At 61.3% G+C, this 24,686-nt stretch carries 22 protein-coding genes; 16 read left to right on the top strand and 6 right to left on the bottom strand.

What is annotated here, in order from left to right:
- Positions 1 to 48: 48 nt before the first annotated feature.
- The 5 genes from pyc (at position 49) to ACZ9IU_RS21240 (ending at position 8,224) form a co-directional block, all read left to right on the top strand.
- Positions 49 to 3,510 (top strand): pyruvate carboxylase, encoded by a 3,462-nt coding sequence (gene pyc / locus ACZ9IU_RS21260; protein WP_038546826.1) that lies wholly within the window; start codon positions 49 to 51, stop codon positions 3,508 to 3,510.
- Positions 3,511 to 3,760: 250 nt separating this feature from the next.
- A complete protein-coding gene (locus tag ACZ9IU_RS21255; RefSeq protein WP_038549807.1) occupies positions 3,761 to 4,951 on the top strand; it encodes an MFS transporter in 1,191 nt (396 codons plus the stop codon).
- 126 nt (positions 4,952 to 5,077) lie between these two features.
- Complete coding sequence (gene ispG / locus ACZ9IU_RS21250; RefSeq protein WP_038546824.1) at positions 5,078 to 6,328, top strand: flavodoxin-dependent (E)-4-hydroxy-3-methylbut-2-enyl-diphosphate synthase; 1,251 nt, start codon at positions 5,078 to 5,080, stop codon at positions 6,326 to 6,328.
- A 3-nt stretch (positions 6,329 to 6,331) separates the two neighbouring features.
- Positions 6,332 to 7,399, top strand: a complete 1,068-nt coding sequence (gene hisC, locus ACZ9IU_RS21245) for a histidinol-phosphate transaminase (RefSeq protein ID WP_038546821.1) — start codon at positions 6,332 to 6,334, stop codon at positions 7,397 to 7,399.
- Positions 7,400 to 7,564: 165 nt separating this feature from the next.
- Complete coding sequence (locus tag ACZ9IU_RS21240) at positions 7,565 to 8,224, top strand: YiaD family glycine zipper/OmpA-like lipoprotein (RefSeq protein WP_038546818.1); 660 nt, start codon at positions 7,565 to 7,567, stop codon at positions 8,222 to 8,224.
- A gap of 29 nt (positions 8,225 to 8,253) precedes the next feature.
- On the opposite strand, the gene ACZ9IU_RS21235 is transcribed toward ACZ9IU_RS21240, so the two are convergent.
- Together ACZ9IU_RS21235 and ACZ9IU_RS21230 are read right to left on the bottom strand one after the other, a co-directional pair.
- The gene (locus tag ACZ9IU_RS21235) at positions 8,254 to 8,895 is read right to left on the bottom strand and encodes a LysE family translocator (protein WP_038546815.1); all 642 of its coding nucleotides are present in this window, start codon (positions 8,893 to 8,895) and stop codon (positions 8,254 to 8,256) included.
- A gap of 19 nt (positions 8,896 to 8,914) precedes the next feature.
- The gene (locus tag ACZ9IU_RS21230) at positions 8,915 to 9,829 is read right to left on the bottom strand and encodes a polyprenyl synthetase family protein (RefSeq protein ID WP_038546812.1); all 915 of its coding nucleotides are present in this window, start codon (positions 9,827 to 9,829) and stop codon (positions 8,915 to 8,917) included.
- 130 nt (positions 9,830 to 9,959) lie between these two features.
- Between ACZ9IU_RS21230 and mtgA the strand changes: the two genes are divergently transcribed.
- The 4 genes from mtgA to ACZ9IU_RS21210 all read left to right on the top strand — a co-directional run bounded on the left by mtgA (position 9,960) and on the right by ACZ9IU_RS21210 (position 12,302).
- On the top strand, positions 9,960 to 10,703 hold the full coding sequence (gene mtgA / locus ACZ9IU_RS21225; protein ID WP_437179034.1) for a monofunctional biosynthetic peptidoglycan transglycosylase: 744 nt from the start codon (positions 9,960 to 9,962) through the stop codon (positions 10,701 to 10,703).
- 72 nt (positions 10,704 to 10,775) lie between these two features.
- The gene (locus ACZ9IU_RS21220; protein WP_038546810.1) at positions 10,776 to 11,423 is read left to right on the top strand and encodes a glutathione S-transferase family protein; all 648 of its coding nucleotides are present in this window, start codon (positions 10,776 to 10,778) and stop codon (positions 11,421 to 11,423) included.
- Between the two features lie 147 nt (positions 11,424 to 11,570).
- A complete protein-coding gene (rpmF, locus tag ACZ9IU_RS21215; RefSeq protein WP_038546808.1) occupies positions 11,571 to 11,756 on the top strand; it encodes a 50S ribosomal protein L32 in 186 nt (61 codons plus the stop codon).
- A gap of 138 nt (positions 11,757 to 11,894) precedes the next feature.
- Positions 11,895 to 12,302, top strand: coding sequence for a hypothetical protein (locus ACZ9IU_RS21210; protein ID WP_038546806.1), 408 nt, complete (start codon positions 11,895 to 11,897; stop codon positions 12,300 to 12,302).
- 15 nt (positions 12,303 to 12,317) lie between these two features.
- On the opposite strand, the gene phaR is transcribed toward ACZ9IU_RS21210, so the two are convergent.
- Positions 12,318 to 12,893 (bottom strand): polyhydroxyalkanoate synthesis repressor PhaR, encoded by a 576-nt coding sequence (phaR, locus tag ACZ9IU_RS21205; RefSeq protein ID WP_038546804.1) that lies wholly within the window; start codon positions 12,891 to 12,893, stop codon positions 12,318 to 12,320.
- Positions 12,894 to 13,153: 260 nt separating this feature from the next.
- Here phaR and ACZ9IU_RS21200 point away from each other — a divergent pair, with 260 nt between their 5' ends.
- Together ACZ9IU_RS21200 and ACZ9IU_RS21195 are read left to right on the top strand one after the other, a co-directional pair.
- Complete coding sequence (locus ACZ9IU_RS21200) at positions 13,154 to 14,335, top strand: acetyl-CoA C-acetyltransferase (protein WP_038546802.1); 1,182 nt, start codon at positions 13,154 to 13,156, stop codon at positions 14,333 to 14,335.
- 139 nt (positions 14,336 to 14,474) lie between these two features.
- Entirely contained in the window at positions 14,475 to 15,203 is a 729-nt protein-coding gene (locus ACZ9IU_RS21195; RefSeq protein WP_038546801.1) for a beta-ketoacyl-ACP reductase, read from the top strand.
- A gap of 251 nt (positions 15,204 to 15,454) precedes the next feature.
- Here the strand turns inward: ACZ9IU_RS21195 and ACZ9IU_RS21190 are convergent, their stop codons facing one another.
- Entirely contained in the window at positions 15,455 to 15,712 is a 258-nt protein-coding gene (locus tag ACZ9IU_RS21190; RefSeq protein ID WP_038546799.1) for a YMGG-like glycine zipper-containing protein, read from the bottom strand.
- Positions 15,713 to 15,753: 41 nt separating this feature from the next.
- The gene (locus ACZ9IU_RS21185; RefSeq protein ID WP_007775119.1) at positions 15,754 to 15,909 is read right to left on the bottom strand and encodes a DUF3309 family protein; all 156 of its coding nucleotides are present in this window, start codon (positions 15,907 to 15,909) and stop codon (positions 15,754 to 15,756) included.
- Between the two features lie 723 nt (positions 15,910 to 16,632).
- Here ACZ9IU_RS21185 and ACZ9IU_RS21180 point away from each other — a divergent pair.
- From ACZ9IU_RS21180 to ACZ9IU_RS21160, 5 genes are all read left to right on the top strand, one after another.
- The gene (locus tag ACZ9IU_RS21180; protein WP_038546796.1) at positions 16,633 to 19,854 is read left to right on the top strand and encodes a helicase-related protein; all 3,222 of its coding nucleotides are present in this window, start codon (positions 16,633 to 16,635) and stop codon (positions 19,852 to 19,854) included.
- A gap of 5 nt (positions 19,855 to 19,859) precedes the next feature.
- Complete coding sequence (locus ACZ9IU_RS21175; protein WP_038546793.1) at positions 19,860 to 20,273, top strand: RNA-binding S4 domain-containing protein; 414 nt, start codon at positions 19,860 to 19,862, stop codon at positions 20,271 to 20,273.
- Positions 20,274 to 20,477: 204 nt separating this feature from the next.
- Positions 20,478 to 20,816, top strand: a complete 339-nt coding sequence (gene fdxA, locus ACZ9IU_RS21170; protein ID WP_038549803.1) for a ferredoxin FdxA — start codon at positions 20,478 to 20,480, stop codon at positions 20,814 to 20,816.
- 386 nt (positions 20,817 to 21,202) lie between these two features.
- Entirely contained in the window at positions 21,203 to 21,775 is a 573-nt protein-coding gene (locus ACZ9IU_RS21165; protein ID WP_038546790.1) for a CarD family transcriptional regulator, read from the top strand.
- A gap of 305 nt (positions 21,776 to 22,080) precedes the next feature.
- On the top strand, positions 22,081 to 22,947 hold the full coding sequence (locus ACZ9IU_RS21160; RefSeq protein WP_007771992.1) for an RNA polymerase factor sigma-32: 867 nt from the start codon (positions 22,081 to 22,083) through the stop codon (positions 22,945 to 22,947).
- Positions 22,948 to 22,962: 15 nt separating this feature from the next.
- Here ACZ9IU_RS21160 and ACZ9IU_RS21155 read toward each other — a convergent pair whose 3' ends face one another.
- Entirely contained in the window at positions 22,963 to 24,477 is a 1,515-nt protein-coding gene (locus tag ACZ9IU_RS21155) for a M48 family metalloprotease (RefSeq protein WP_080719295.1), read from the bottom strand.
- Positions 24,478 to 24,686 lie beyond the last annotated feature (209 nt).

Raw genomic sequence — 24,686 nt, 5'->3', positions numbered from 1 at the left:
TTCTTTGCAGTGCAGCATTTTTCTCGATGGCGCGTGGGGAGATCCGTCTTGTCGATTTCGAAGATACTGGTTGCCAATCGCTCGGAGATCGCCATCCGCGTCTTCCGTGCCGCCAACGAGCTTGGCATCAAAACCGTTGCGATCTGGGCGGAGGAGGACAAGCTCTCGCTGCATCGGTTCAAGGCCGACGAGAGTTATCAGGTCGGTCGCGGCCCGCATCTTTCCAAGGATATGGGGCCGATCGAGAGCTATCTGTCCATTCCGGAAGTCATCCGCGTCGCCAAGCTTTCCGGCGCCGATGCCATCCATCCGGGATACGGCCTTTTGTCGGAAAGCCCGGAATTCGTCGAGGCCTGCAACGAGGCAGGCATCATCTTCATCGGCCCGCGGCCGGATACGATGCGCCAGCTCGGCAACAAGGTCGCGGCCCGCAATCTCGCCATCTCGGTCGGCGTGCCGGTCGTGCCGGCGACAGAGCCGCTGCCGGACGACATGGCGGTCGTTGCGAAGATGGCCGAGGAAATCGGTTATCCGGTGATGCTGAAAGCCTCCTGGGGCGGCGGCGGGCGCGGCATGCGCGCCATCCGCGATCCGAAGGATCTCGCCAAGGAGGTCGTGGAAGCCAAGCGGGAGGCGATGGCTGCTTTCGGCAAGGACGAAGTCTATCTCGAAAAGCTCGTCGAGCGCGCCCGCCACGTGGAGAGCCAGGTGCTCGGCGATACACATGGCAATGTCGTGCACCTCTTCGAGCGCGACTGTTCGATCCAGCGCCGCAACCAGAAGGTCGTCGAACGCGCGCCTGCACCCTATCTTTCGGAAGAGCAGCGTGCCGAGCTTGCCGCCTATTCGCTGAAGATCGCGGCGGCGACCAATTATGTCGGTGCCGGCACGGTCGAATACCTGATGGATGCCGATACCGGCAAGTTCTACTTCATCGAGGTGAACCCACGTATTCAGGTCGAGCATACGGTGACCGAGGTCGTTACCGGCATCGATATCGTCAAGGCGCAGATCCATATTCTGGAAGGTTTTGCGATCGGCACGCCCGAATCCGGCGTGCCGGCCCAGGAAAATATCCGGCTGCACGGCCACGCGCTGCAATGCCGGATCACCACCGAGGATCCGGAACACAATTTCATCCCGGATTACGGCCGCATTACCGCCTACCGTTCGGCGGCCGGTTTCGGCATCCGTCTCGACGGCGGCACGGCCTATTCCGGCGCGGTGATCACTCGTTATTACGATCCGCTGCTGGTCAAGGTGACGGCGGCCGGCTCTACGCCGCAAGAGGCGATCAGCCGGATGGACCGGGCGCTGCGCGAGTTCCGCATCCGCGGCGTGGCGACCAACCTGACCTTCCTCGAAGCGATCATCGGCCACCCGAAATTCCGCGACAACACCTATACGACGCGGTTCATCGATACGACGCCGGAACTGTTCGAGCAGGTGAAGCGGCAGGACCGTGCTACCAAGCTGCTCACCTATCTCGCCGACGTCACCGTCAACGGCCATCCGGAAACCAAAGGCCGGCCGGTGCCATCCGAACATAGCGCCAAACCGGTGCTGCCCTATATCAACGGCCCGGTTCCGGATGGAACCAAACAACTTCTCGACACGCTCGGCCCGAAAAAGTTCGGCGAATGGATGCGCAACGAAAAGCGCGTGCTGATGACCGATACGACGATGCGCGACGGCCATCAGTCGCTGCTCGCCACCCGCATGCGCACCTATGACATCGCGCGTGTCGCCGGCGTCTATGCACGGGCGCTGCCGAACCTGTTCTCGCTGGAATGCTGGGGCGGCGCGACCTTCGACGTTTCCATGCGTTTCCTCACCGAAGATCCGTGGGAACGCCTGGCGATGATCCGCGAGGATGCGCCGAACCTGCTATTGCAGATGCTGCTGCGCGGAGCAAACGGCGTCGGCTACAAGAACTATCCCGACAACGTGGTGAAGTATTTCGTCGCCCAGGCCGCCAGGGGCGGCATCGACCTCTTCCGTGTCTTCGACTGCCTCAACTGGGTCGAGAACATGCGCGTCTCGATGGATGCGATCAACGAAGAGAACAGGCTCTGCGAGGCGGCGATCTGCTACACGGGCGATCTCTTGAACTCCGCACGTCCGAAATACGACCTCAAATATTATGTCTCGCTGGCCGAAGAGCTGGAGAAGGCGGGCGCCCATATCATCGCGCTGAAGGACATGGCCGGCCTCTTGAAGCCGGCTGCGGCGCGGGTGCTGTTCAAGGCGCTGCGCGAGGCGACCTCGTTGCCGATCCATTTCCACACCCACGACACGTCCGGCATCTCGGCCGCGACCGTGCTTGCTGCGGTGGACGCGGGCGTCGACGCGGTCGATGCGGCGATGGATGCGGTGTCCGGCAATACGTCGCAGCCCTGCCTCGGCTCGATCGTCGAGGCCCTGTCCGGTTCCGAGCGCGACCCGGGCCTTGATCCGGAATGGATCCGCCGCATCTCCTTCTATTGGGAAGCGGTGCGCGGCCAGTATGCGGCCTTCGAAAGCGACCTCAAGGGGCCGGCCTCGGAAGTCTATCTGCACGAGATGCCCGGCGGCCAGTTCACTAACCTCAAGGAACAGGCCCGCTCGCTCGGGCTTGAAACCCGCTGGCACAAGGTCGCCCAGACCTATGCGGACGTCAACCAGATGTTCGGCGACATCGTCAAGGTGACGCCGTCGTCCAAGGTGGTCGGCGACATGGCGCTGATGATGGTCTCCCAGGACCTCACTGTCGCCGACGTCGAAAACCCGGCGAAGGATATCGCTTTCCCGGATTCGGTCGTATCGATGCTGAAGGGCGATCTCGGCCAGCCTCCCGGCGGCTGGCCGCAGGCGCTGCAGAAAAAGGCGCTGAAGGGGGAGGCGCCTTACACGGCTGTGCCCGGTTCGCTTCTGCCGCCTGCTGATCTTGCTGCGGAGCGCAAGGTCATCGAAGACAAGCTGGAACGCAAGATCGACGACTTCGAGTTTGCCTCCTACCTGATGTATCCGAAGGTGTTCACCGACTTCGCGCTGGCTTCGGACACTTACGGGCCGGTCTCGGTACTGCCGACCCATGCCTATTTCTACGGGCTGAAGGACGGCGAGGAACTGTTCGCCGACATCGAGCGAGGCAAGACGCTGGTTGTCGTCAACCAGGCGATGAGTGGCACGGACGCGCAGGGCATGGTCACCGTGTTCTTCGAACTCAACGGCCAGCCGCGCCGCATCAAGGTGCCGGACAGGGCGCATGGGGCTTCCGGCAGTGCGGTGCGCCGCAAGGCAGATATCGGCAATGCCGCTCATCTCGGCGCGCCGATGCCCGGCGTCATTTCCCGCGTCTTCGCGACGACCGGCCAAGCCGTGAAAGCCGGCGACGTGCTGCTCTCGATCGAGGCGATGAAGATGGAAACCGCGCTGCATGCGGAAAAAGACGGCACCGTGGCCGAAGTCCTCGTCAAGGCCGGCGATCAGATCGACGCCAAGGATCTGCTGATCGTTTATGGCGGCTGAACTCAGCCGCCTTACCCCAGGGCCCGGACTTTCCGGCCGAGCCCTTCGCCCAAAATGATCGTGAGGCCGGCGCAATCGTTCGGGATCGCGCCGGTGCCTCATGCTGGCCGGCGGCGAATGGCATGGCCACGAACATTTTTCTGCGTTGCAGGTTTCGCCTCGATACAATTTGTGAGAGGGAGGGTCTCTTCGCGACGTTGCAAATTCAATCGATTTAAATATGTTCGCGACGATCGAAAGGACCCTATCCATGGACAGTCGCGCTCCCTCAAACGCTTCCTCCAGCTCCCGAGCTTTCTTCACCCCCGAAAGGGCGGGCGTGTCGCTGCTCTTCCTGATGAACGGCTTTATGATCGGCGCCTGGGCGCCAAAGATCCCCGAATTTGCGACCCGCCTGGGCTTGAGCGAAAGCTCGCTGGGGCTGATGATCCTGACGTTCGGTCTCGGATCGCTGCTGATGATGCCGCTTGCCGGCAGCCAGATTGCCCGCTTCGGATCGAGCCAGGTCTCCAAATACACCTCGGTGCTTTTGACGCCGACATTGCTGCTTCTCACCTGGGTGGGCAGCATCTGGTCAGGCGCCGTGGCAATCTTCCTGTTCGGCGGCCTGATCGGGGCCATGGACGTGGCGATGAATGCCAATGCCGTGTCGGTCGAGAAGAGCATGCGCCGGGCGATCATGTCGTCCTGCCACGCCTTCTGGAGCCTCGGCGGGTTGATCGGCTCGTCGACCGGCGGTTTCCTGATCGAACACATCGGCGTTTCCGCGCATGCCATCCTGGTCACGGCGCTGGCCGCGGTGATGATCCTTGCGGCTTGGCGGACCGTTTTGCATGATGCGCCGCATCCGGACGAAGCCAAGCATGGCGGAAGCCGCCTGCCGCTTTCGCCGCTGCCTTGGCTGATCGGCATCATGGCGCTGTTCTGCATGATCCCGGAAGGCGCGATCCTCGATTGGGGTGCGCTTTACCTCCGCAATGAGTTGGCGGCTTCCGTCACCCTCTCCGGCTTCGCGTTCGCTGCGTTCTCGCTCACCATGGCGGCGATGCGTTTTGCCGGCGACCTGATCCGCGACCGTTTTGGCGCGGTGATGACGCTGCGCGTCTGCGCCGTCATCTCGATCTTCGGGCTGCTGCTGATCGGCTTTGCCCAGAATGCGCCGATGGCGATCGCCGGTTTTGCGCTGACGGGCATCGGCATTTCCAATATCGTGCCGATCGCGTTTTCGGCAGCTGGCAACCTGCCGGGAATGGCGGCCGGCGTCGGCCTCTCCGTCGTCACCACCATGGGCTATTCCGGCATCCTGGTCGCTCCATCGGCGATCGGCTTCATCGCCGAACACACGGGGCTGGCGGCGATCTTTGCCGGGCTTTCGGCGCTCATCATCGTGGTGCTGGTCCTCTCGCCTCTGGCCAGACATGCCGACACGGCGCATCACTAGCTGCGTCAGCCTGCCGGGCTGGAACGGGAAAGGCCGGTGCGATAAAGTGAGCGTCGCGGCGGTTGACAAGCCGCGAACCATACGCCACGTGAAAGGCGCTTCATTCCCAAGGCGACGAGACTCCCGATGACCGCACCCATCGATTACGATCCGAAACCGCGACGCGCCACGGTCGCCGTTGATGTCGGCGGCGTCATCGTCGGCGGCGGCGCGCCTGTTGTCGTGCAGTCGATGACCAATACGGACACTGCCGATATCGACGCAACGGTCGCCCAGGTCGCTGCGCTCTACAAGGCCGGGTCGGAAATCGTCCGCATCACTGTCGACCGCGACGAGAGTGCCGCTGCGGTGCCGAAAATTCGCGAGCGTCTGCTGCGGCTCGGCATGGACGTGCCGCTGATCGGCGATTTCCACTATATCGGCCACAAGCTGCTCGCCGATCATCCGGCCTGCGCCGAGGCGCTGGCGAAATACCGCATCAATCCCGGCAATGTCGGTTTCAAGGACAAGAAGGACAAGCAGTTCGCCGACATCATCGAGATGGCGATCCGCTACGACAAGCCGGTGCGCATCGGCGTCAACTGGGGTTCGCTCGACCAGGACCTGCTGACCACGCTGATGGACCGTAACGCCGCGGGCGGTTCGCCGCTGTCGGCCCGCCAGGTCATGCATGAGGCGATCGTCCAGTCTGCGCTGATTTCCGCCGAACTCGCCGAGCAGATCGGCCTGCCGCGCAACCGCATCATCCTCTCGGCCAAGGTCAGCCAGGTGCAGGACCTGATCGCCGTCTATTCGATGCTTGCCGAGCGCTCCAACCACGCGCTGCATCTCGGCCTCACCGAAGCCGGCATGGGCTCCAAGGGCATCGTCGCCTCGTCGGCGGCCATGGGTTACGTGCTGCAGCACGGGATCGGCGACACGATCCGCGTCTCGCTGACGCCGGAGCCGAACGGCGACCGCACCCGCGAAGTGCAGGTGGCGCAGGAACTGCTGCAGGTCATGGGTTTCCGCCAGTTCGTCCCCGTCGTCGCCGCCTGTCCGGGCTGCGGGCGGACGACCTCGACGGTGTTCCAGGAGCTTGCCCAGAACATCCAGAACGACCTGCGCAAGAATATGCCGGTCTGGCGAGAGAAATATCCGGGCGTCGAAGCGCTCAACGTCGCGGTCATGGGCTGCATCGTCAACGGTCCGGGCGAGAGCAAACATGCCGATATCGGCATTTCGTTGCCGGGGACCGGGGAAACGCCGGCTGCCCCTGTGTTCATCGACGGCAAGAAGGCGCTGACCTTGCGCGGCGTGAACATTGCCGCCGATTTCGAGAAACTCGTCATCGACTATATCGAGCAGCGTTTTGGCCAGCGCACGGCCGCTGAGTAAATCATGAGCCGATACTGGTCGCCGATCGTCAGCCGGCTTTCACCCTATGTCGCGGGCGAGCAGCCGCGCATTCAGAACCTCGTCAAGCTCAATACCAACGAAAACCCCTACGGGCCGTCTCCAAAGGCGATCGCCGCGCTACAGGCGGCGGCGGACGATGCGCTGCGGCTTTATCCCGATCCGTCGGCGACCGCATTGCGCGAAGCGATCGCTGTACGTTTCGGCGTGCAATCGGATCAGGTCTTTGTCGGCAACGGTTCGGACGAGGTGCTGGCGCACACGTTCCAGGCGCTCTTGAAGCATGACAAGCCGCTGCTCTACCCGGATATCACCTATAGCTTCTACCCGACCTATAGCCGGCTCTACGATATCGACGTCGTCGAAATCCCGCTCGATGAAGGCTTCCGGGTCCGACTTTCCGACTACGACCGCCGCCCTTGCGGCGCGATCATCATCCCGAACCCGAATGCGCCGACCGGCATCGGCTTGGCCGTCATGGATATCGAGGCCCTGGCTGCCGCGCATCCCGATGTGCCGGTCGTGGTGGACGAGGCCTATATCGATTTCGGCGGCGAGACGGCTGCCGGCCTCATCGGACGCTACCCGAACCTCCTCGTCATCCAGACGCTGTCGAAATCCCGTTCGCTGGCGGGGATGCGCGTCGGTTTCGCGCTCGGCCAGCGGCATCTGATCGATGCCCTGGAGCGGGTGAAGGACAGTTTCAATTCCTATCCGCTCGACCGGCTGGCGCAGGCTGCCGCGACGGCTGCGATCGAGGATGCCGAATGGTTCGAGACCTGCCGGCAGAAGATCATCGCGACGCGCGACCGCGTCAGCGGCGAATTGCAGACGATGGGTTTCGATGTTCTACCGTCGCAGGCGAACTTCGTCTTCACCAGGCATCCGGCTCTATCGGGCGCCGAAGTCTATTCGGCTTTGCGGGCGCAGGGCGTGCTGGTGCGCCACTGGAACAAGCCTCGCATAGAAGACTATCTGCGCATCTCGATCGGCACGGATGCCGAATGCGACCGGCTGCTGGAAGTCCTGAAGACCCTTGCGACCGCCGGCTGATCGCGGCTCTTCTTTCGCTGCATCGGATCTCTTTGCGAGGTCTCTTGATCGGCCTGGTTCCGGCCGTCTTTTTGGGTCGATGACGAAGATATGCCGGCCTCCTCGCTATTGCCGCAATTCATGGTAAATGAGGTTGCACCACTGACGACGGGGACATCGATTTACATGCTGAAGAAAATTGCAATCGTCGCACTTTGCGCGACCTATCTTTCCGCCTGCACCACGACCGACCCCTATACGGGCGAGCAGAAGGTTTCCAACACGGCCGGCGGCGCTGCCATCGGCGCGGGCCTCGGCGCGCTTGCCGGCGGCTTGACCGGCGGACGCCATGCGGGCCGCAATGCGCTGATCGGTGCCGGTATCGGCGCGCTCGCCGGTGGCGGCATCGGCGCCTATATGGACAATCAGGAAGCGGAACTGCGCGCCCAGCTGCAGGGTACCGGCGTTTCGGTGACCCGCGTCGGCGACCGCATCATCCTCAACATGCCGTCGAACATCACGTTTGCCACGGATCAGGACCAGGTCATCCCGCCCTTCTACCGGACGCTGGATTCCGTCGCAATCGTGCTGAACAAGTTCAACCGCACCCTGATCGACGTCAACGGCCATACGGACTCGACCGGCAGCCTGCAGCATAACCAGGCGCTCTCGGAACGCCGTGCCGCTTCCGTCGCGAACTATCTCGGCAGCCGTGGTGTGGACCAGCGTCGCATGTCGACGATGGGCTTTGGGCCGTCGCAGCCGGTTGCTTCCAACGCGACCTCGGATGGCCGCGCGCAGAACCGCCGCGTCGAAGTGGCGATCGCGCCGATCACCCAGGGCTGATCATAAAAGTCTGATGAAAGGCGAGCCGCTCAGATACGGTTCGTCAGCAGCTTAAGGCCGGCGACGCTGTAGAAAACCGCCATCGTACCTTCGACCCAGCGTCGTGCGGCCTTGTAGCCGCGCAGCGCGTGGGATGTCGAAAACACCATCGCATAGGTGGTGAAGATCAGCAGGCTCGAGCTCATGCAGACGCCGATGATCAAAAGGATCGCCGAGGTCGGTGCATTTTCCGGCAGGCCGAGCGAAATGATCGCCAGCCATGCAAAGATCGCCTTCGGATTGGTAACGTGGACCGCGTAGCCACGCAGCCAGAGCTGGCGGGCGGTGTAGTTGGTTTTCGCATTGCCGAGGGCGACCTTGGAATCCGGCAGGCGCGCGGATTTATAGGCCTTCCAGGCCAGGTAGATCAGGTAGATGCCGCCAAGCACCTTCATGATCTCCAACGCGATCGCATAATTGCGCAGCAATGCCGCGAGACCGAGGGCTGCCGCCGTCGCCCAGGTCAGCGAACCGCTGGCGATGCCGAGCGCGGTGATGAGGCCGGCGCGGCGCCCTTGAGAGATCGAGGTGCCGATGATCGCGAAATTGGCCGGGCCGGGGCTCGCGACGTTGATGACATAGGCGACGTAGGCCGGCCACATGTAAGGCAGATAGCTGAAGGCGTCCGGCATTCTCGTTTCCTATCCCTGTTTAGTTTTCCCGGCTGGCGATGAAGCGCGCCGTCTCCTGCAGAATGGACGCCTTTTCGCCGTAGGGCGCAAGCAATTCCATGGCCTCGACCGTCAATGCGTCCAGCCGATCTTCCGCCCAGGTTATGCCGTGCAACGCAACGAGGGTGCCCTTGCCGCGGCCAGCGTCCTTGCCCGTTGCCTTGCCCATGGTTTCGGCATCCGAGGTCAGGTCGAGCAGATCGTCGGCGAGCTGGAAGGCAAGGCCGATCTTCTGGCCGAAGAGCCGCAGCCGCTGGCGATGTTCCGGCTCAGAGCCGGCGATGATCGCGCCCGCCTCGCAGGCAAACCGCAGCAGCGCACCTGTTTTCATCGCCTGCAATGTGGTGATCCCGGCCTCGTCGGGCGGCGATTTTTCCGCGGCGAGATCGAGCGCCTGGCCACCCGCCATGCCGCCGGGACCTGCGGCGCGGGCAAGCGACAGGACGAGTTCCGTTTTCAGCCCGTCGGCGAGCACCGTCTCCGGTGCGGCGATGATGTCGAAGGCGTAGGTCAGCAGGCTGTCGCCGGCGAGGATGGCGGTCGCTTCGTCAAAAGCCTTGTGAACGGTCGGCTGGCCACGGCGCAGGTCGTCGTCGTCCATGGCCGGCAGGTCGTCGTGGATCAGCGAATAACAATGCAGGCATTCGAGCGCGACACCCACCCGAAGTGCTGCATCGGCCGGCCCGCCGAGCAGGGCCGCACTCTCGCGGACCAGAAAGGGCCTCAGCCGTTTCCCGCCGTTCAGCGAGCCATGCCGCATCGCGGCCATCAGATGCGCCGGGCGGGTCGTCTCGTCGGAAAGAGGGGTATCGGACAGGAGAGACGAAAGCAGCGCTCCCGTCTCGGCGGCGCTCTGCCGCAGGCGTATTTCGAATGCCGTTTTCGCGTCCGTCATGGCCGCTGTTTGGCATGCCGATGGTTGGCTGGCAACGGCGATTCACCCAGATATGCGAAGTTTTCGGCGCCGGACTCGCCTTGGCCACGTTGAGCGGTTATGAAACTCAAAACGAGGGACGAGTGGGATATTGGACTTCACACCCGAACAGCAGGTGCAGGAGGAGCCCGTGAGGGCCGGCTGGAGACGGCGCCCGGTTTCGGGCAATCTGATCCGCCGGATCGTGCTAATCGCGATCGCGCTGGTGGTGTTGCCCTATCTGTTGATCTTCGTCTACGCGCTTCCGTTCACCCGCCCCGTTTCGACACTGATGCTATCGGAACTGGCGCTGTTTCGTGGGTACGACCGGCGCTGGGTGAGCCTCGACCAGATTTCGCCCAATCTCGTCCGTTCGGTGATGATGTCGGAAGACGGCCAGTTCTGTTTTCATGGTGGCGTGGATTGGAACCAGATGCGCGGCGTGGTCGAGGATGCGCTCGACGGCGAGGCGACGCGGGGCGCCAGCACCATTCCGATGCAGACCGCCAAGAACCTGTTCCTCTGGAACGGCCGCTCGTTCATCCGAAAGGGGCTGGAGCTGCCGCTGGCGCTCGGCGCGGACCTGGTCTGGTCGAAACGCCGGATGATGGAGATTTATCTCAATATCGCCGAATGGGGGCCGGGCATCTATGGTGCGGAAGCGGCGGCACAATATCATTTCAAGGTGCCGGCTTCGAAACTGAGCGCCCGCCAGGCGGCACTTCTGGCCGTAGCACTTCCCAACCCGATCACGCGCGTGGCCAGCAAACCGAGCCGCGGCGTCCAGCAACTGGCCGTGCTCGTCGAGCGCCGGGCGCGGGGATCCGGCGATTACATCAAATGCATTTATGATTGAGGTCTATCGATTTCATTGGTCGTCTCCCGGCAAGGCCATTATGAGGCTCATAAACCAACCGGAGAGTGGCCCATGGAAAAGCTTACCCTTTATATCGGCAACAAGAATTATTCTTCCTGGTCCTTCCGCCCCTGGATTGCGCTGACGGCGGCCGGCATTCCCTTCGAGGAAGTGCTGATCCCCTTCGACTTCCCGGCCGGCAATCCGAAATTCAAGCCGATCTCGCCGACCGGCAAGGTGCCGGTGCTGCATCAAGGCGACATCAGGGTGTGGGAATCGCTTTCGATCATCGAATACGCCGCCGAGCTTTTCCCGGACAAGGGCATCTGGCCCAAAGCTGCCGCTGACCGCGCGGTGGCGCGTTCCGTCTCGACGGAGATGATTTCCGGATTCGGCGCACTGCGCAACGCCTGTCCGATGAACATGCGCCGTCCGAAGGCGAGGCTCGCTGTCGCCGACAGCGTGATGGACGATGTCGCTCGCATCGAGACGATCTGGCGCGAGCTCCGGGCAAAATCCGGCGGCCCCTTCCTGTTCGGTGTATTCTCCGGAGCGGATGCGATGTTCGCGCCGGTCGTCAGCCGTTTCGACGTCTACGATCTCACGACGGATCCGGAAACGCTCGCTTATATCGCGGCAATGAAATCGCATCCGGCTTGGCTCAAGTGGCAGGACGCAGCTCTTGCCGAAACCTGGATCGTGCCGGAAGACGAAGTTTGAGCGGGAATTCCGAAAAAATAGGCTTGGGGACTGGTCAAAGCCCTGGGGGGCATGTATAAGCCGCCCAAATTTCCGAGATCGAGACATGTCCAATCGGCCTCAGTTCCGGCCGGGGATTATGTTTTGCACGCAAGTGGAGTAACGAAAATGGCTGTACCGAAGAGAAAAACGAGCCCGTCGAAGCGCGGTATGCGCCGCTCCGCAGACGCACTCAAGGCTCCGACCTATATCGAAGACAAGAACTCCGGCGAACTGCGCCGTCCGCATCATGTCGATCTGAAGACCGGCATGTATCGCGGTCGTCAGGTTCTGACGCCGAAGGAAAGCGCATAAGCGTTCCTAGGTTCTATTGCATCGAAGGCCGGCTCTGCCGGCCTTTTTTGTTGCGCGAAGACTTGTTTTGTTGCGCGAAGACTTGCGAAAGCAGGGCAAGCACGTACAGTCCGGCCACGTCGACTGGAGTTCTGGACCATGCTTGCCGCATTGCCGCTGATGATCATCCCGTTCATTCTCTACAATCTCGCCATGCTCGGCATTCTGGGCGGCGGCGGGGTTGCGTCGCTCGGCACCGTCATCAGCTCGCTTCAGATGCTGTCGGGTGCCGTCTGGACCATGACGCTCGGCGACGTGATCATCGTCGTCTCGCTGGTCTTCCTGTTCGTGGAAATCCTGAAAGCCAGCCGCAATGGCCGCGGCTCGCTGATCAACCACATGCTGTCGATGCTGGTTTTCATCGCCTATCTGGTCGAATTTCTGCTGGTGCGGGATGCCGCGACGCAGATCTTCTTCATCCTGATGACGATCACCTTCGTCGACGTCATCGGCGGCTTTGCGGTAGCAATCCGTTCGGCCGGCCGCGACGTGTCGATCGGGCTCTGACGGCCCATCCAGATTTTAAAGATTGTCGAGGCGGCTCTGCAGGTTGCGGAGCTGTTCCTTCAACTCGTCAATGTCCTTGGCGTCGGTTTTCTTGGCGGCAGGTGCCTGGGGCTGGCCCGCAAACGGCGAGAACATCTGCATGGCCTGACGGAACATGTCCGTGTTGCGGCGCACCTGTTCTTCCATCATCTGGATCGGCATCTGCAGGTTCTTGCTGAGCGGCGTATCGCCGAAGGCGCGGGTCATCTGTTCGCGCATCTGAACCTGCTGGTCCGTAAAAGCCTTCATCGAGTGTTCGAGGAAGGTCGGAACCACCATCTGCATCTGGTCGCCGTAATAGGAAATCAGCTGCCGCAGGAAGGAAATCGGCAGCAGCGTGTTGCCGGTCTTGGACTCCTGCTCGAAGATGATCTGCGTCAGAACCGAATGGGTAATATCGTCGCCGCTCTTGGCGTCCTGAACGGTGAATTCCTCGCCCTTCTTCACCATCTTCGCCAGGTCTTCCAGCGTCACGTAAGTGCTGGTGCCTGTGTTGTAGAGGCGCCTGTTGGCATATTTCTTGATTATGATTTCGCCTTCGGTCTTCGCCATGATTGCCTCCTGCTCCCGTCAATATGGTTTGGTCATTATCGATTGGCATGCTTCTCCCAACAGGAATGTAAGCCTAAATGACGAGGACTTACAAACGATTTGTGCGGCGCGGTGATTGCTTTGTTGCGCAGCAAACCCGTGAAATCTAACGGGCATTTTCGAAACGCCCGACGGGTTGGCAGCGGCGTTCGGCTGCCGTTTGACTCTCGGCTCAAGCTTTGCCAGTCTCGCAGACAAATAACGGATAAGAGGAAACGTCCATGACCAATCCATCTATCGTGATCGCAGCCGCAGGCCGTACCGCGGTTGGCTCCTTCAACGGCGGCTTTGCCAATGTGCCGGCCCATGAGCTGGGTGCGGCGGCGATCAAGGGTGCGCTCGCACGCGCCGGCGTCGAGGCGGCGGAAGTGGACGAGGTCATCCTCGGCCAGGTCCTGCCGGCGGGCGAGGGCCAGAACCCGGCCCGACAGGCGGCGATGAAGGCCGGCGTGCCGAAGGAAGCCACCGCCTGGGGCGTCAACCAGCTCTGCGGCTCGGGCCTGCGCGCCGTCGCACTCGGCATGCAGCAGATCGCGCTTGGCGACGCCAAGATTATCGTTGCCGGCGGCCAGGAATCGATGTCCATGGCGCCGCATTGCGCGCATCTTCGCGGCGGCGTGAAGATGGGCGACTTCAAGATGATCGACACGATGGTCAAGGACGGCCTGACCGACGCGTTCTACGGCTACCACATGGGCATCACGGCGGAAAACATCGCCCGCCAGTGGCAGCTCTCCCGCGAAGAGCAGGACCAGTTCGCCGTCTCCTCCCAGAACAAGGCGGAAGCTGCGCAGAATGCCGGCCGCTTCAAGGACGAGATCATCCCCTACATCATCCAGACACGGAAGGGTGACGTGACCGTCGAGAACGACGAATACATCCGTGCCGGCGCGACGCTCGATTCGATGGCCAAGCTGCGTCCCGCCTTCGATAAGGAAGGCACCGTCACCGCCGGCAATGCCTCCGGTCTCAACGACGGCGCGGCGGCTGCCGTGCTGATGACGGAAGCCGAAGCCGCCCGCCGCGGCATCACGCCGATGGTTCGCATCGTTTCCTGGGCGACCGCCGGCGTCGATCCGCAGATCATGGGCACCGGCCCGATCCCGGCTTCCCGCAAGGCGCTCGAAAAGGCAGGCTGGAAGGTCGGCGATCTCGATCTCATCGAGGCCAATGAAGCCTTTGCTGCGCAATCCTGCGCCGTCGTCAAGGATCTGGGTTTCGATTCGTCGATCGTCAACGTCAATGGCGGCGCAATCGCGATCGGCCATCCGATCGGCGCGTCGGGTGCCCGCATCCTCAACACGCTCCTCTTCGAGATGAAGCGCCGCGGCGCCAAGAAGGGTCTTGCTACTCTGTGCATCGGCGGCGGCATGGGCGTCGCCATGTGCCTTGAGGCCATGTGATATTTTAGAAGATTGTGGATAATCCCGCCGGCGTTGCAAAACTTCGTGGCGGGACTATCTCCCCGATGAAAGCATGTCAAAATAGGTAAGTATCCGGTCACACAGAAGGATCGGATCACAACGCAAAGGGGACGGCCGCATGAGCAGGGTTGCATTGGTTTCGGGAGGAACGCGTGGGATCGGGGCAGCCATCTCCATCGCGTTGAAGGCGGCAGGTTATCGTGTCGCCGCAAATTTTGCTGGCAATGAGGAAAAGGCGAGAGCCTTCCACGACGAGACCGGGATTCCGGTGTTCAAATGGGATGTCTCCAGCTATCAGGCCTGCGTCGATGGCATCGCAAAAGTGGAGGCCGAACTCGGCCCGATTGAGGTGCTCGTCAACAATGCCGGCATTACGCGTGACGGCATGTTCCACAAGATGACGCCCGAACAGTGGAACGAGGTGATCGGGACCAACCTGACCGGTCTCTTCAACATGACTCATCCCATCTGGAATGGCATGCGCGACCGCGGGTTCGGCCGGGTCGTCAACATTTCGTCCATCAACGGCCAGAAGGGCCAGATGGGTCAGGTGAACTATTCGGCGGCCAAGGCCGGCGATCTCGGCTTTACCAAGGCACTGGCGCAGGAAGGTGCTGCAAAGAACATCACCGTCAATGCCATCTGCCCCGGCTATATCGCTACCGAAATGGTGCGGGCGGTGCCGGAAAAGGTGCTGAACGAGCGGATCATTCCGCTGATCCCGGTCGGGCGCCTCGGCGAACCGGAAGAGATTGCCCGCTGCGTCGTCTTCCTTGCCTCCGACGATGCCGGTTTCATCACCGGCTCGACGCTGACAGCGAATGGCGGCCAGTTCTTCGCCAGCTGATTTGCGGCATTAACTTTTGAGCGGGTTTCGGCGCCTATTGCTGCGCCGAAACGGCTTATCCATATGGTTAACGAGTTGTTTTCCACGAGATGTTGCGGTGAACAAAGCGGGAAACAGGTGATGTCGCCGATTCGTCGGCGATTCGTTCCGCCTTTGGCCAAAGGTTAACGCCGACAGTCTCCTGGAGGCAAAACAAAACCGGCGCCGATTGCTCGGGCGCCGGTCCTGAGGGACTGGATTGTTGCCAGCGATTAGCGGCAACGGGCCTCGTAGCGGCGGCCGTAACGATCGCGATAGATGCAGTATCCGCGGCGCTCCGAGGAGTGACCGATTGCAGCGCCGACAAGGCCGCCGGCGACTGCGCCGACTGCTGCGCCACCCCAGCTGTTCGACACTGCGCCACCGATGACGGCACCGGTGCCGGCACCGATCGCCGTGCCGCGTTCAGTCGCAGTGCAGGAGGCGAGCGTGCCGATCATGCAGCCCGCAATCAAGATCTTCTTCATCATGTTAGTTTTCCCTTCCCTTGGTACACACGGCTACGCCGCTTTTAAATCCTGCCCATCAGCAGCAGGATAATGATGATAAGGACTACAAGGCCCAATCCGCCCGACGGACCATAGCCCCAGCCCCGGCTATATCCCCAATTCGGCAAGGCGCCAATGAGCAGCAGAATGAGGATAACGAGCAATACGGTTCCGAGCATGATCTTCTACTCCGCTAGACAATCCGAGATGGATTTGGCGAGGAAACGTAGCGCCGCGATTTTTGTTCCATGGCTTGCAAACGTGTGCTCTCACATGTGGTTAAAGTGCGTTAGCCAATGTTAATGGCACCTGAACGATTCGCTTTTGAGGTTTCTACCACGACGATTTTCTTGCGGGTCTCTCGCGGTGACACCTACCATATCTTGTGAGAACAAATGGCGAAGACATGGATGTCTGTGATTCGTCGGTGATTCGTTCCGCCTTTGGCCTGAATCTTAATTCCGTGCTCGAAGGAGCGTGGGACGGCCTGAATCGATTGATAAAACGTTAACCATATCAATGGATTGACTCTTCCGATTCTTCGTGAAAGCGCAGCTTCGGGATGAATCCTTCGGTTGCATGCACCCAATCCTGATGCAGATTCAGGATGTCGTGGGGAAGGCGAGAGTCGCATCAACATATAGCGGTGAACAAAAGCTGAATCTTCTTGAGTCTGCGATTCGTCTCCGATTCGTTCGCGTCTGTTCCTTTGCATTTAAAATTCGAATCTCCGAGCCTCGATTTGAGGCCTTCAGCGATCGTTCTTCGGCCGTAAAAGCCATTCTTGAGGCTTGCGTTTGCCCGCCGAGATCGCCATGTGTTGCGTGGCTTTGAGTTTTGGGTGAAGACGCAAACCCCGAGCCTTATGTGATGCATGGAACCAGGCTTTGAATTTCCAGCCCATGATCCTCAGCGGGCGCGGCGTCACCGCCGTCATTGGACCCACCAATACCGGCAAGACCCATTATGCCATTGAGCGAATGGTGGCGCATGGTACCGGCGTGATCGGCTTGCCGCTCCGGCTGCTGGCGCGCGAGGTCTACACGCGTCTTGTCGAGAAGGTTGGCGTCTCCCAGGTGGCGCTGGTCACCGGCGAGGAAAAGATCACTCCGCCGAATGCACGCTTCTCCGTTTGCACCGTCGAGGCCATGCCGCGCGAGACGAAAGCCTCTTTCGTGGCGATCGACGAAGTGCAGCTCGCCGGCGATCTCGAGCGCGGCCATATCTTCACCGACCGAATCCTGCACCTGCGCGGGCGCGATGAAACGCTGCTCCTCGGTGCGGCAACCATGCGGCCGATCCTCGAGAGGCTTCTGCCGGGAATAACCATCGTCGAGCGGCCGCGCCTCTCGCAGCTCTTTTATGCGGGCCAGAAAAAGATCACCCGCCTGCCGCAGCGTTCTGCGATCGTGGCGTTTTCGGCCGACGAGGTCTATGCGATCGCCGAGCTCATTCGCCGCCAGCGCGGCGGCGCGGCGGTGGTGCTCGGGGCACTCAGCCCCCGCACCCGCAATGCGCAGGTCGGCCTCTATCAGTCCGGCGACGTCGAATATCTCGTCGCGACGGATGCGATCGGTATGGGTCTCAACCTCGATGTCGATCACGTGGCGTTCGCCCAGGATCGCAAATTCGACGGTTACCAGTTCCGCAGCCTCAATCCGGCAGAGCTCGCGCAGATCGCCGGACGCGCCGGGCGGCATGTGCGGGATGGGACATTCGGCGTGACCGGCCAGGTCGCGCCTTTCGAAGACGAGTTGGTCGAGCGAATCGAAAGCCACCACTTCGATCCGGTCAAAGTGCTGCAGTGGCGGTCGAAAAACCTCGATTTTTCGTCGCTCAAAGCCCTGCGGGAAAGCCTGGATGCTGCGCCAACCCTTCTGGGCTTGACGCGGGCGCTTCCTGCGACCGACAGCCAAGCCTTTGATTATCTTTCGCGTTATCCCGAGATCAAGGACATAGCGACCACCCCGCAGCGGGTCGAAAAACTCTGGGAGGCCTGTGCCCTGCCAGACTACCGACGAATTGCGCCGGCGCAGCACGCCGACCTTATTTCGACTCTTTTTTCCGATCTTGTGCGCTTCGGGACGGTGAACGAAGAATTCATGGCGGAACAGGTCCGCCGCGCCGACCGCACCGATGGTGAAATCGACACATTGTCGGCCCGCATAGCGCAGATCCGGACCTGGACCTACGTCTCTAATCGCCCTGGTTGGCTTGCCGATCCGACACACTGGCAAGAAAAGACACGGGAAATAGAGGATAGGTTATCGGACGCGCTACATGAAAGGTTGACGAAACGCTTTGTTGATCGCAGGACATCTGTGCTCATGAAGCGCCTGAGAGAGAATGCGATGCTGGAAGCTGAAATCAGTGTGAATGGCGATGTCTTTGTAGAGGGACATCACGTCGGGCAATTGGCCGGTTTCCGGTTCACGCCCGTTTCGGGAACCGAGGGGCCCGACGCCAAGGCGGTGCAAGGTGCCGCCCAGAAAGCGCTGGCGCTCGAATTCGAGGCGCGGGCGGCAAGGCTTTATGCATCGGGCAATAACGACCTGGCGGTCGGATCCGATGGTTTCGTGCGCTGGCTCGGCGAGCCTATCGCCCGTCTTGCGGCGAGCGACCATGTCATGCGTCCGCGCGTCATCCTGCTTGCCGACGAGCAGCTGACCGGTCATGCCCGCGAACATGTGCTCGCCCGTCTCGAGCGTTTCGTCAATCATCACATCGCGACGGTTTTGAAGCCGCTCGACGATCTGTCGCGTGCCGAAGACCTTCAGGGCCTCGCCAAGGGGCTCGCCTTCCAGCTCGTCGAAAACCTCGGCGTGCTGTTCAGGCGCGACGTGGCCGACGACGTGAAGTCGCTCGATCAGGATGCGCGCGCTTCGATGCGTCGCTATGGCATCCGTTTCGGCGCCTATCACGTGTTCATGCCCCTGCTTCTGAAGCCGGCACCGGCCGAGCTCATCACGCTGCTCTGGGCGCTGGGGAACGACGGTCTCGACAAGCCCGGCTATGGCGATCTCATTCCGGCTCTGGCCGCGGGGCGCACGTCGGTCGTCGCCGATCCGACATTCGAGAGGATGTTCTACAAACTCGCGGGTTTCCGTTTCCTCGGCAAGCGCGCCGTGCGTATCGACATTCTGGAGCGCCTTGCCGATCTCATCCGTCCGCTCCTGCAGTGGAAACCTGGCTCGACGCCGCGTCCGGAAGGCGCATATGACGGGCGCCGCTTCACGGCCACGACCGCCATGCTCTCCATTCTCGGCGCTACGCCGGACGATATGGAAGAAATCCTCAAGGGTCTCGGGTATCGGGCCGACGCCGTGAAGGCGGAAGAGGCACAGGCATTTCTCGCAGGCCACGATGCAAGTTCCGTGAACGCCGCGGCTGCTCCGGCTTCGGCAGGAGATGCACCGGAAGTCTCCGAAACAGATGACGCCGATGCGAGTGACGCTCCGGTCGAGACTGCAACGGAAGCCGCTGCGGCAGAAAATGCGACGGAAACAGCTCCCATCGAGGCCTTGGCCGAGGCTGCGCCGGCTGAGACGGCTACTGCAGAACCGGTTGCTTCGGAAGAAGCTCCCGCGGAGCAGGCTCCGGCTGGCGACGTGACCGACGAGACAAAGTCTGCCGAGGCTGGAGAGCCGAAGCCGGTCCTGTTGTGGCGCCCGGGCGGCGGCCGTGAAAACAACCAGCGTGGCGGACGTCCGCAATACGGCGATCGTCGTGGTCACGGCGGCCAACGCAATAACGCCCCTGGCGAGGCAGGTCAGCCGGCCCAGGGTCGTCGTGATGACCGTCGCGACAACGGCGGCGAGCGGCGTGAGGCACGTCCGAACGGCGAACGCAGCGGAGGTGACCGCAGGGACGGCGGCAAGCCGAACCGCGACAACAATCGCCGGCCGGACAACAATAACAACAGCAGCAATAACAATAACCGCGGGGGCGATCGCCCGAACCGTGGGGAGCGCCACGAAGGCGGTCCTCGCCCGGACCGCAACGACCGCGGCAAAGGGCCGCAGCCGGCTCGCTTCGAGGCAAAGCCGCCACGCAAGGAAAAGCCGCTCGATCCGGATTCGCCCTTTGCAAAGCTTGCAGCTCTCAAGGAGCAGATGAAGAAGTAAGGCCCATGACGGAAAAACAGCCACAATCCGGTTCGCGCCAGCGCATCGACAAGTGGCTGTTTTTTGCCCGCATGGCGAAGTCCCGGTCGATCGCCCAGGATCTCATCCGCTCCAACCACGTGCGGGTGAACGGCGATCTGGTGTCCCAGCCGAGCTCCCAGGTGAAGCCGGGTGACCGCATCGATCTCAAGCTTGAGCGTCGCGATCTCGTGCTGGTGGTGAAGACCGGCGGGGAGAGGCGAGGGCCTTTCGAGGAGGCTCGGCTGCTCTATGAAGATCTCAGTCCTCCTCCCGAAGAGACCAAAAGGCTGACCCTGTTCGAACAGGCGCAGCGCGCGCAGGGAAGCGGGCGGCCGACCAAGAAGGAGCGCCGGGAGACCGATCGGCTGTTTCCGGGGATCGACGCGGACCTAGATTAGAAAAAACGACCCGCCACGTTTGGGTTTTCAGCACGGATATCCTTGCTAAGCAAAGCCAAAGGCTTTACCTGACTGTCGAAAAGCCGGATCGCCTACCTCCTGTCATTTTCGCAGTTGGGTTTTCGCCTCTCCCGGCTTTCCGGTGTGCCGGCGCTCCTCATCCGTCGACGTGCCGCTGATCCGCGATGGTTCCTGGAGTGCCGCATGACGTATGTCGTGACCGACAATTGTATCCGCTGCAAATATACCGACTGCGTCGAGGTCTGCCCGGTCGACTGTTTTTATGAAGGTGAAAACTTCCTCGTCATCCATCCCGACGAGTGCATCGACTGCGGCGTCTGCGAACCGGAATGTCCTGCCGAGGCGATCAAGCCGGATACGGAACCGGGTCTCGACAAATGGCTCAAGATCAATACCGAATTCGCTCAGATGTGGCCCAACATCACGGTCAAGCGCGACGCGCTGCCCGAGGCCAAAGAGATGGATGGGGTCGCCAACAAATACGAGCAGTATTTCTCAGCCGAACCCGGCAAGGGCGATTGAGATTTGCCGTGACGGCATGGCTCGGAGCCGTTTCGAATCGCTTTGCCTTTTTGTTGGGCAGAGCGTGGATAAAGCGCTCTGTGCACGTGCAAAAGCAAATTATTGATTTCCGCACTTTTTTGTGGTAGACAACAAGAACTGTTCCACAAGGCGGCACGTGTGTGCCCAAAAAACATCACGAAAGCAACAGGCCACCCAAAGCGCGGTTTCCGTGACATTGCAACGCTTGAATGTTGTCGGTCGCAGTTCGCGAAAGGGTGTTTTTTCGCTCGCGTTGGTCGGACCAGTATGGAGTGACCCGACGGTTTCCCCCGTCTCATCCGGGCCTGACAGACCCGGTTCCCCCGACCCGACAACGGGTGAGTAACAGGGAGTTTGTGAAACGAATGACGACTCAGCAGAAAAAGACTTCTCCCGCACGCCAGGGCTTCAAGACTGGTGAATCGATTGTATACCCCGCTCATGGCGTAGGCACTATCTCTGCGATTGAAGAGCAGGAAGTTGCCGGCATGAAGCTCGAGCTTTTCGTAATCGATTTCGAAAAGGACAAGATGCGCCTCAAGGTGCCGGTCGCGAAGGCCGTCAGCATCGGCATGCGCAAGCTGTCCGAAACGGATTTTGTCGAACGCGCTCTCAAGGTTGTTCAAGGCAAGGCCCGCGTGAAGCGCACCATGTGGTCGCGCCGCGCCCAGGAATATGATGCCAAGATCAATTCCGGCGATCTGATTTCGATCGCGGAAGTGGTTCGCGACCTTTATCGCGCCGAAAACCAGCCGGAACAATCCTATTCCGAGCGCCAGCTTTACGAAGCTGCCCTCGACCGCATGGCTCGTGAAATCGCTGCCGTGAACAAGATGTCCGAAACTGAAGCCGTCCGCCTTATCGAGGTCAATCTCGCCAAGGGCCCCAAGCGCGGCAAGAACGTCGAGGAAGATGAGGCGCAGGAAGAAGCGGCCTGATCATCCCACCGATAATTCTCTCAAAAACCCGGCCTTCGAGCCGGGTTTTTTATTGGAACTTTTTGCCTGCCTCCGCGTTAACCCGCCGGAACGGCGAACTGATGTGCGTCGGTTTGCGTTCGGACAGCTAAGTGCGGGGCGGAAGATCGGTCTATCGAGCCGATGTGAATCCCGGCAGAACTCAAGACGAGGGGAGCAAAGGCGGCAGGAATATCACCCATCATCGTTCGGGCTTGTCGCGTGCACGGTGTTTTCGGTTTGTGCCTCGCTGTCTTTGTCGGATCAGACCGTTCACGGAGAACACCATGACAGCCATGTCCGCAGACCGCACGATGATCAAGATAGCAATGTCCGCTCCATATCTCGCCCGGGAGGAGGAGCGCGATCTGGCGGTCCGCTGGAAGGACGATCAGGACCAGGATGCCCGAAACCAGATTGCCCTTGCGCATATGCGTCTGGTTATCGCCATGGCTTCGAAGTTTCGTGGCTTCGGTTTGCCGATGAGCGACCTCGTACAGGAAGGCTATGTAGGGCTGCTCGAAGCGGCGGCAAGGTTTGAACCGGCTCGCGATGTGCGTTTTTCCACTTATGCCAGCTGGTGGATCCGCGCTTCGATGCAGGATTATATTCTTCGGAACTGGTCGATCGTGCGGGGCGGCACCAGTTCGGCGCAGAAAGCGCTGTTCTTCAATCTCCGCCGGCTGCGCGCCAAGCTCGCCCGCGGCGATTCCAATCTCACTGCCCGTGCCATTCACGAAGAGATCGCAGTGGCGCTCGGCGTCAGCGTCGCCGATGTCCAGACCATGGATGCCCGGCTTTCCGGCAATGATTCTTCGCTGCAGGCGCCGTCGATCGCCGGCGATGCGGATAGCGGCGAACGGCTCGATATGCTTGCCAGCGCCGAGCCGCTGCCGGACGAACAGGTCTCCGGGATGATCGACGGCGAGCGCCGCCTGAAATGGCTGCAGGGCGCGCTCACCAAGCTCAACGACAGGGAGAAGAAAATTATCCGCGCTCGGCGTCTGACCGACGATGGCGCGACGCTCGAAGCGTTAGGGGCGGAGCTCGGTATCTCCAAGGAACGCGTGCGGCAGATCGAAAGCCGGGCGATCGAAAAACTCAAGTCGGCGCTGGTTTCAGCCAATCCACAGATGGCTGCGGCCGCCTGCTAAGGCGACCTCTCACCCTTATTCCGCGATGATCTTGAACTTCTGGCCGGGCGAGATCGTCGCGCCGACCGGCAATGCATTGATCAGCTTGAAAAGATCGAGCTTGCGATCCGTGCCCATCATGCGGGCCGAAAGCGAAGCGACGGTATCGTCCTTGGTCGCTGTGACGATCCGTATCCTCAGCGGCTTCAATGCTGCTATTTCCTGAGGTGTCATTTTGCGGAAGGTCGAGCGCAACGTTTCGGCGGCCGTCGCGAGTGCCGGGCTTCCTTTCGGTACTGCCGTCAGGAAACGGAAAATCTGTGTGTCGACGCGGATAACGGTCACGTCGAAATCCCAGCGTTCGGCGGAAGCCCGCGCGGTCGCCGCGGGCATGCCATTCACCTGGATCTCGCGCACCGTTTCCGGCTGCAGGCCGGCGACCCAGCCGCTCGTCAGATAATTCGACAGGTTATCGTTATCGCCGGCGGCGACGCCGTCGAAACGGATCGCCGTCTCGCCAGGGCCGGTCGCGAGCACCGCTTCCACCTTGTTGTCGATACGGAAATCCGGCGGCACGTCGAAACGGATGCCAAGGTTACCGTGCATAAAAGTCTGGCCGCGGACATAACCTTCCTGCGGGCTGTCGCCGTAGAGCAGGCCATCGATGCCGGCGATGTAATAATCGCGGCCCTTGTCGCCGACTGTGCCTTCCTGGCCGAAGTTACGGGCATGGCGGCGGGCAAGATCGACCCGCTGGGCGGAGTTCGGATGGCTCGACAGGAAATCGAGGCTCTGGTCGTTGTCCGGGTCGACCGCAGAATAGCGGGCATAGGCCGCCATCGAATCCAGGAAACGCGCTGCGGCATAGGGGTCGTAACCGGCTTCGCCGAGCATCCGCACGCCGATCACGTCGGCCTGCAGTTCCTGCTGGCGCGAGAAGGCTGCGAGCCTGAGCTTGCCGCGGGCCAGCGCCTGTTTCCCGGCAAGATCGCTGGAGAGGACTTCGGCGACGACGCGGCTCGCAATCACTTCCGCCTCTTCGCGGCGCTGGCGTTCGATGCCATGGTTTGCAGTGACGTGGCCCATCTCATGGGAAAGCACGGCTGCGACTTCCGATGCATCATTGGCAAGCGCCAGAAGGCCGCGCGTCACGTAGAGATAACCGCCCGGCAGCGCGAAAGCGTTGATCGCCGGCGAATTCAGGATGGTGATGCGGAAGGACTGGTTGGGGTTTTCCGAAACTGCCGTCAGCGCGCCGGCAATGCGGGCGACCAGCCGCTCGGTCTTGGCGTCGCGATATTCGCCGCCGTAGCTTGCGACGATACGCGGATGCTCGCGCGCCCCCATCTGAGCCCGCGGATCGTTCTTCTGTACCTCGTCGACGATCTGTGGCGAGTCGGAGGGAGAGACATTCGGAGTATAGGCCTGATCGAAGAGCGACTGGCAGCCGGAAAGGACCGCACCGCTGAACAGCAGGGCGCCCACGGTCCGCCAACCGGGCAGCGCACGGACAATCGTCCAGACAGCCGGGATCGCCGTGTCGCGCCTCATCGTCCTCGTCTTCCGCACCATCATTCCCAAGGTCCGCCATCCAGCTTGGCTGAGGTCCTCTCGATCCAAGCTGGCTCCTTCTCTATGTCGCTTAGCGATTTTCGCGTCGAATGCACAGATGCTCTTATTGAAATATGCCTTGCTGGTGCGTTTGCAATGAAAATCCCCGCTGCCTTTCCGCGATGCCATCGTGGCACGTCCAAATTGTG

This window comes from Mesorhizobium sp. USDA 4132 (assembly GCF_056279545.1).
Note: the sequence above shows the minus strand (reverse complement) of the source record. Positions and strands in the feature narration are given on the sequence as shown.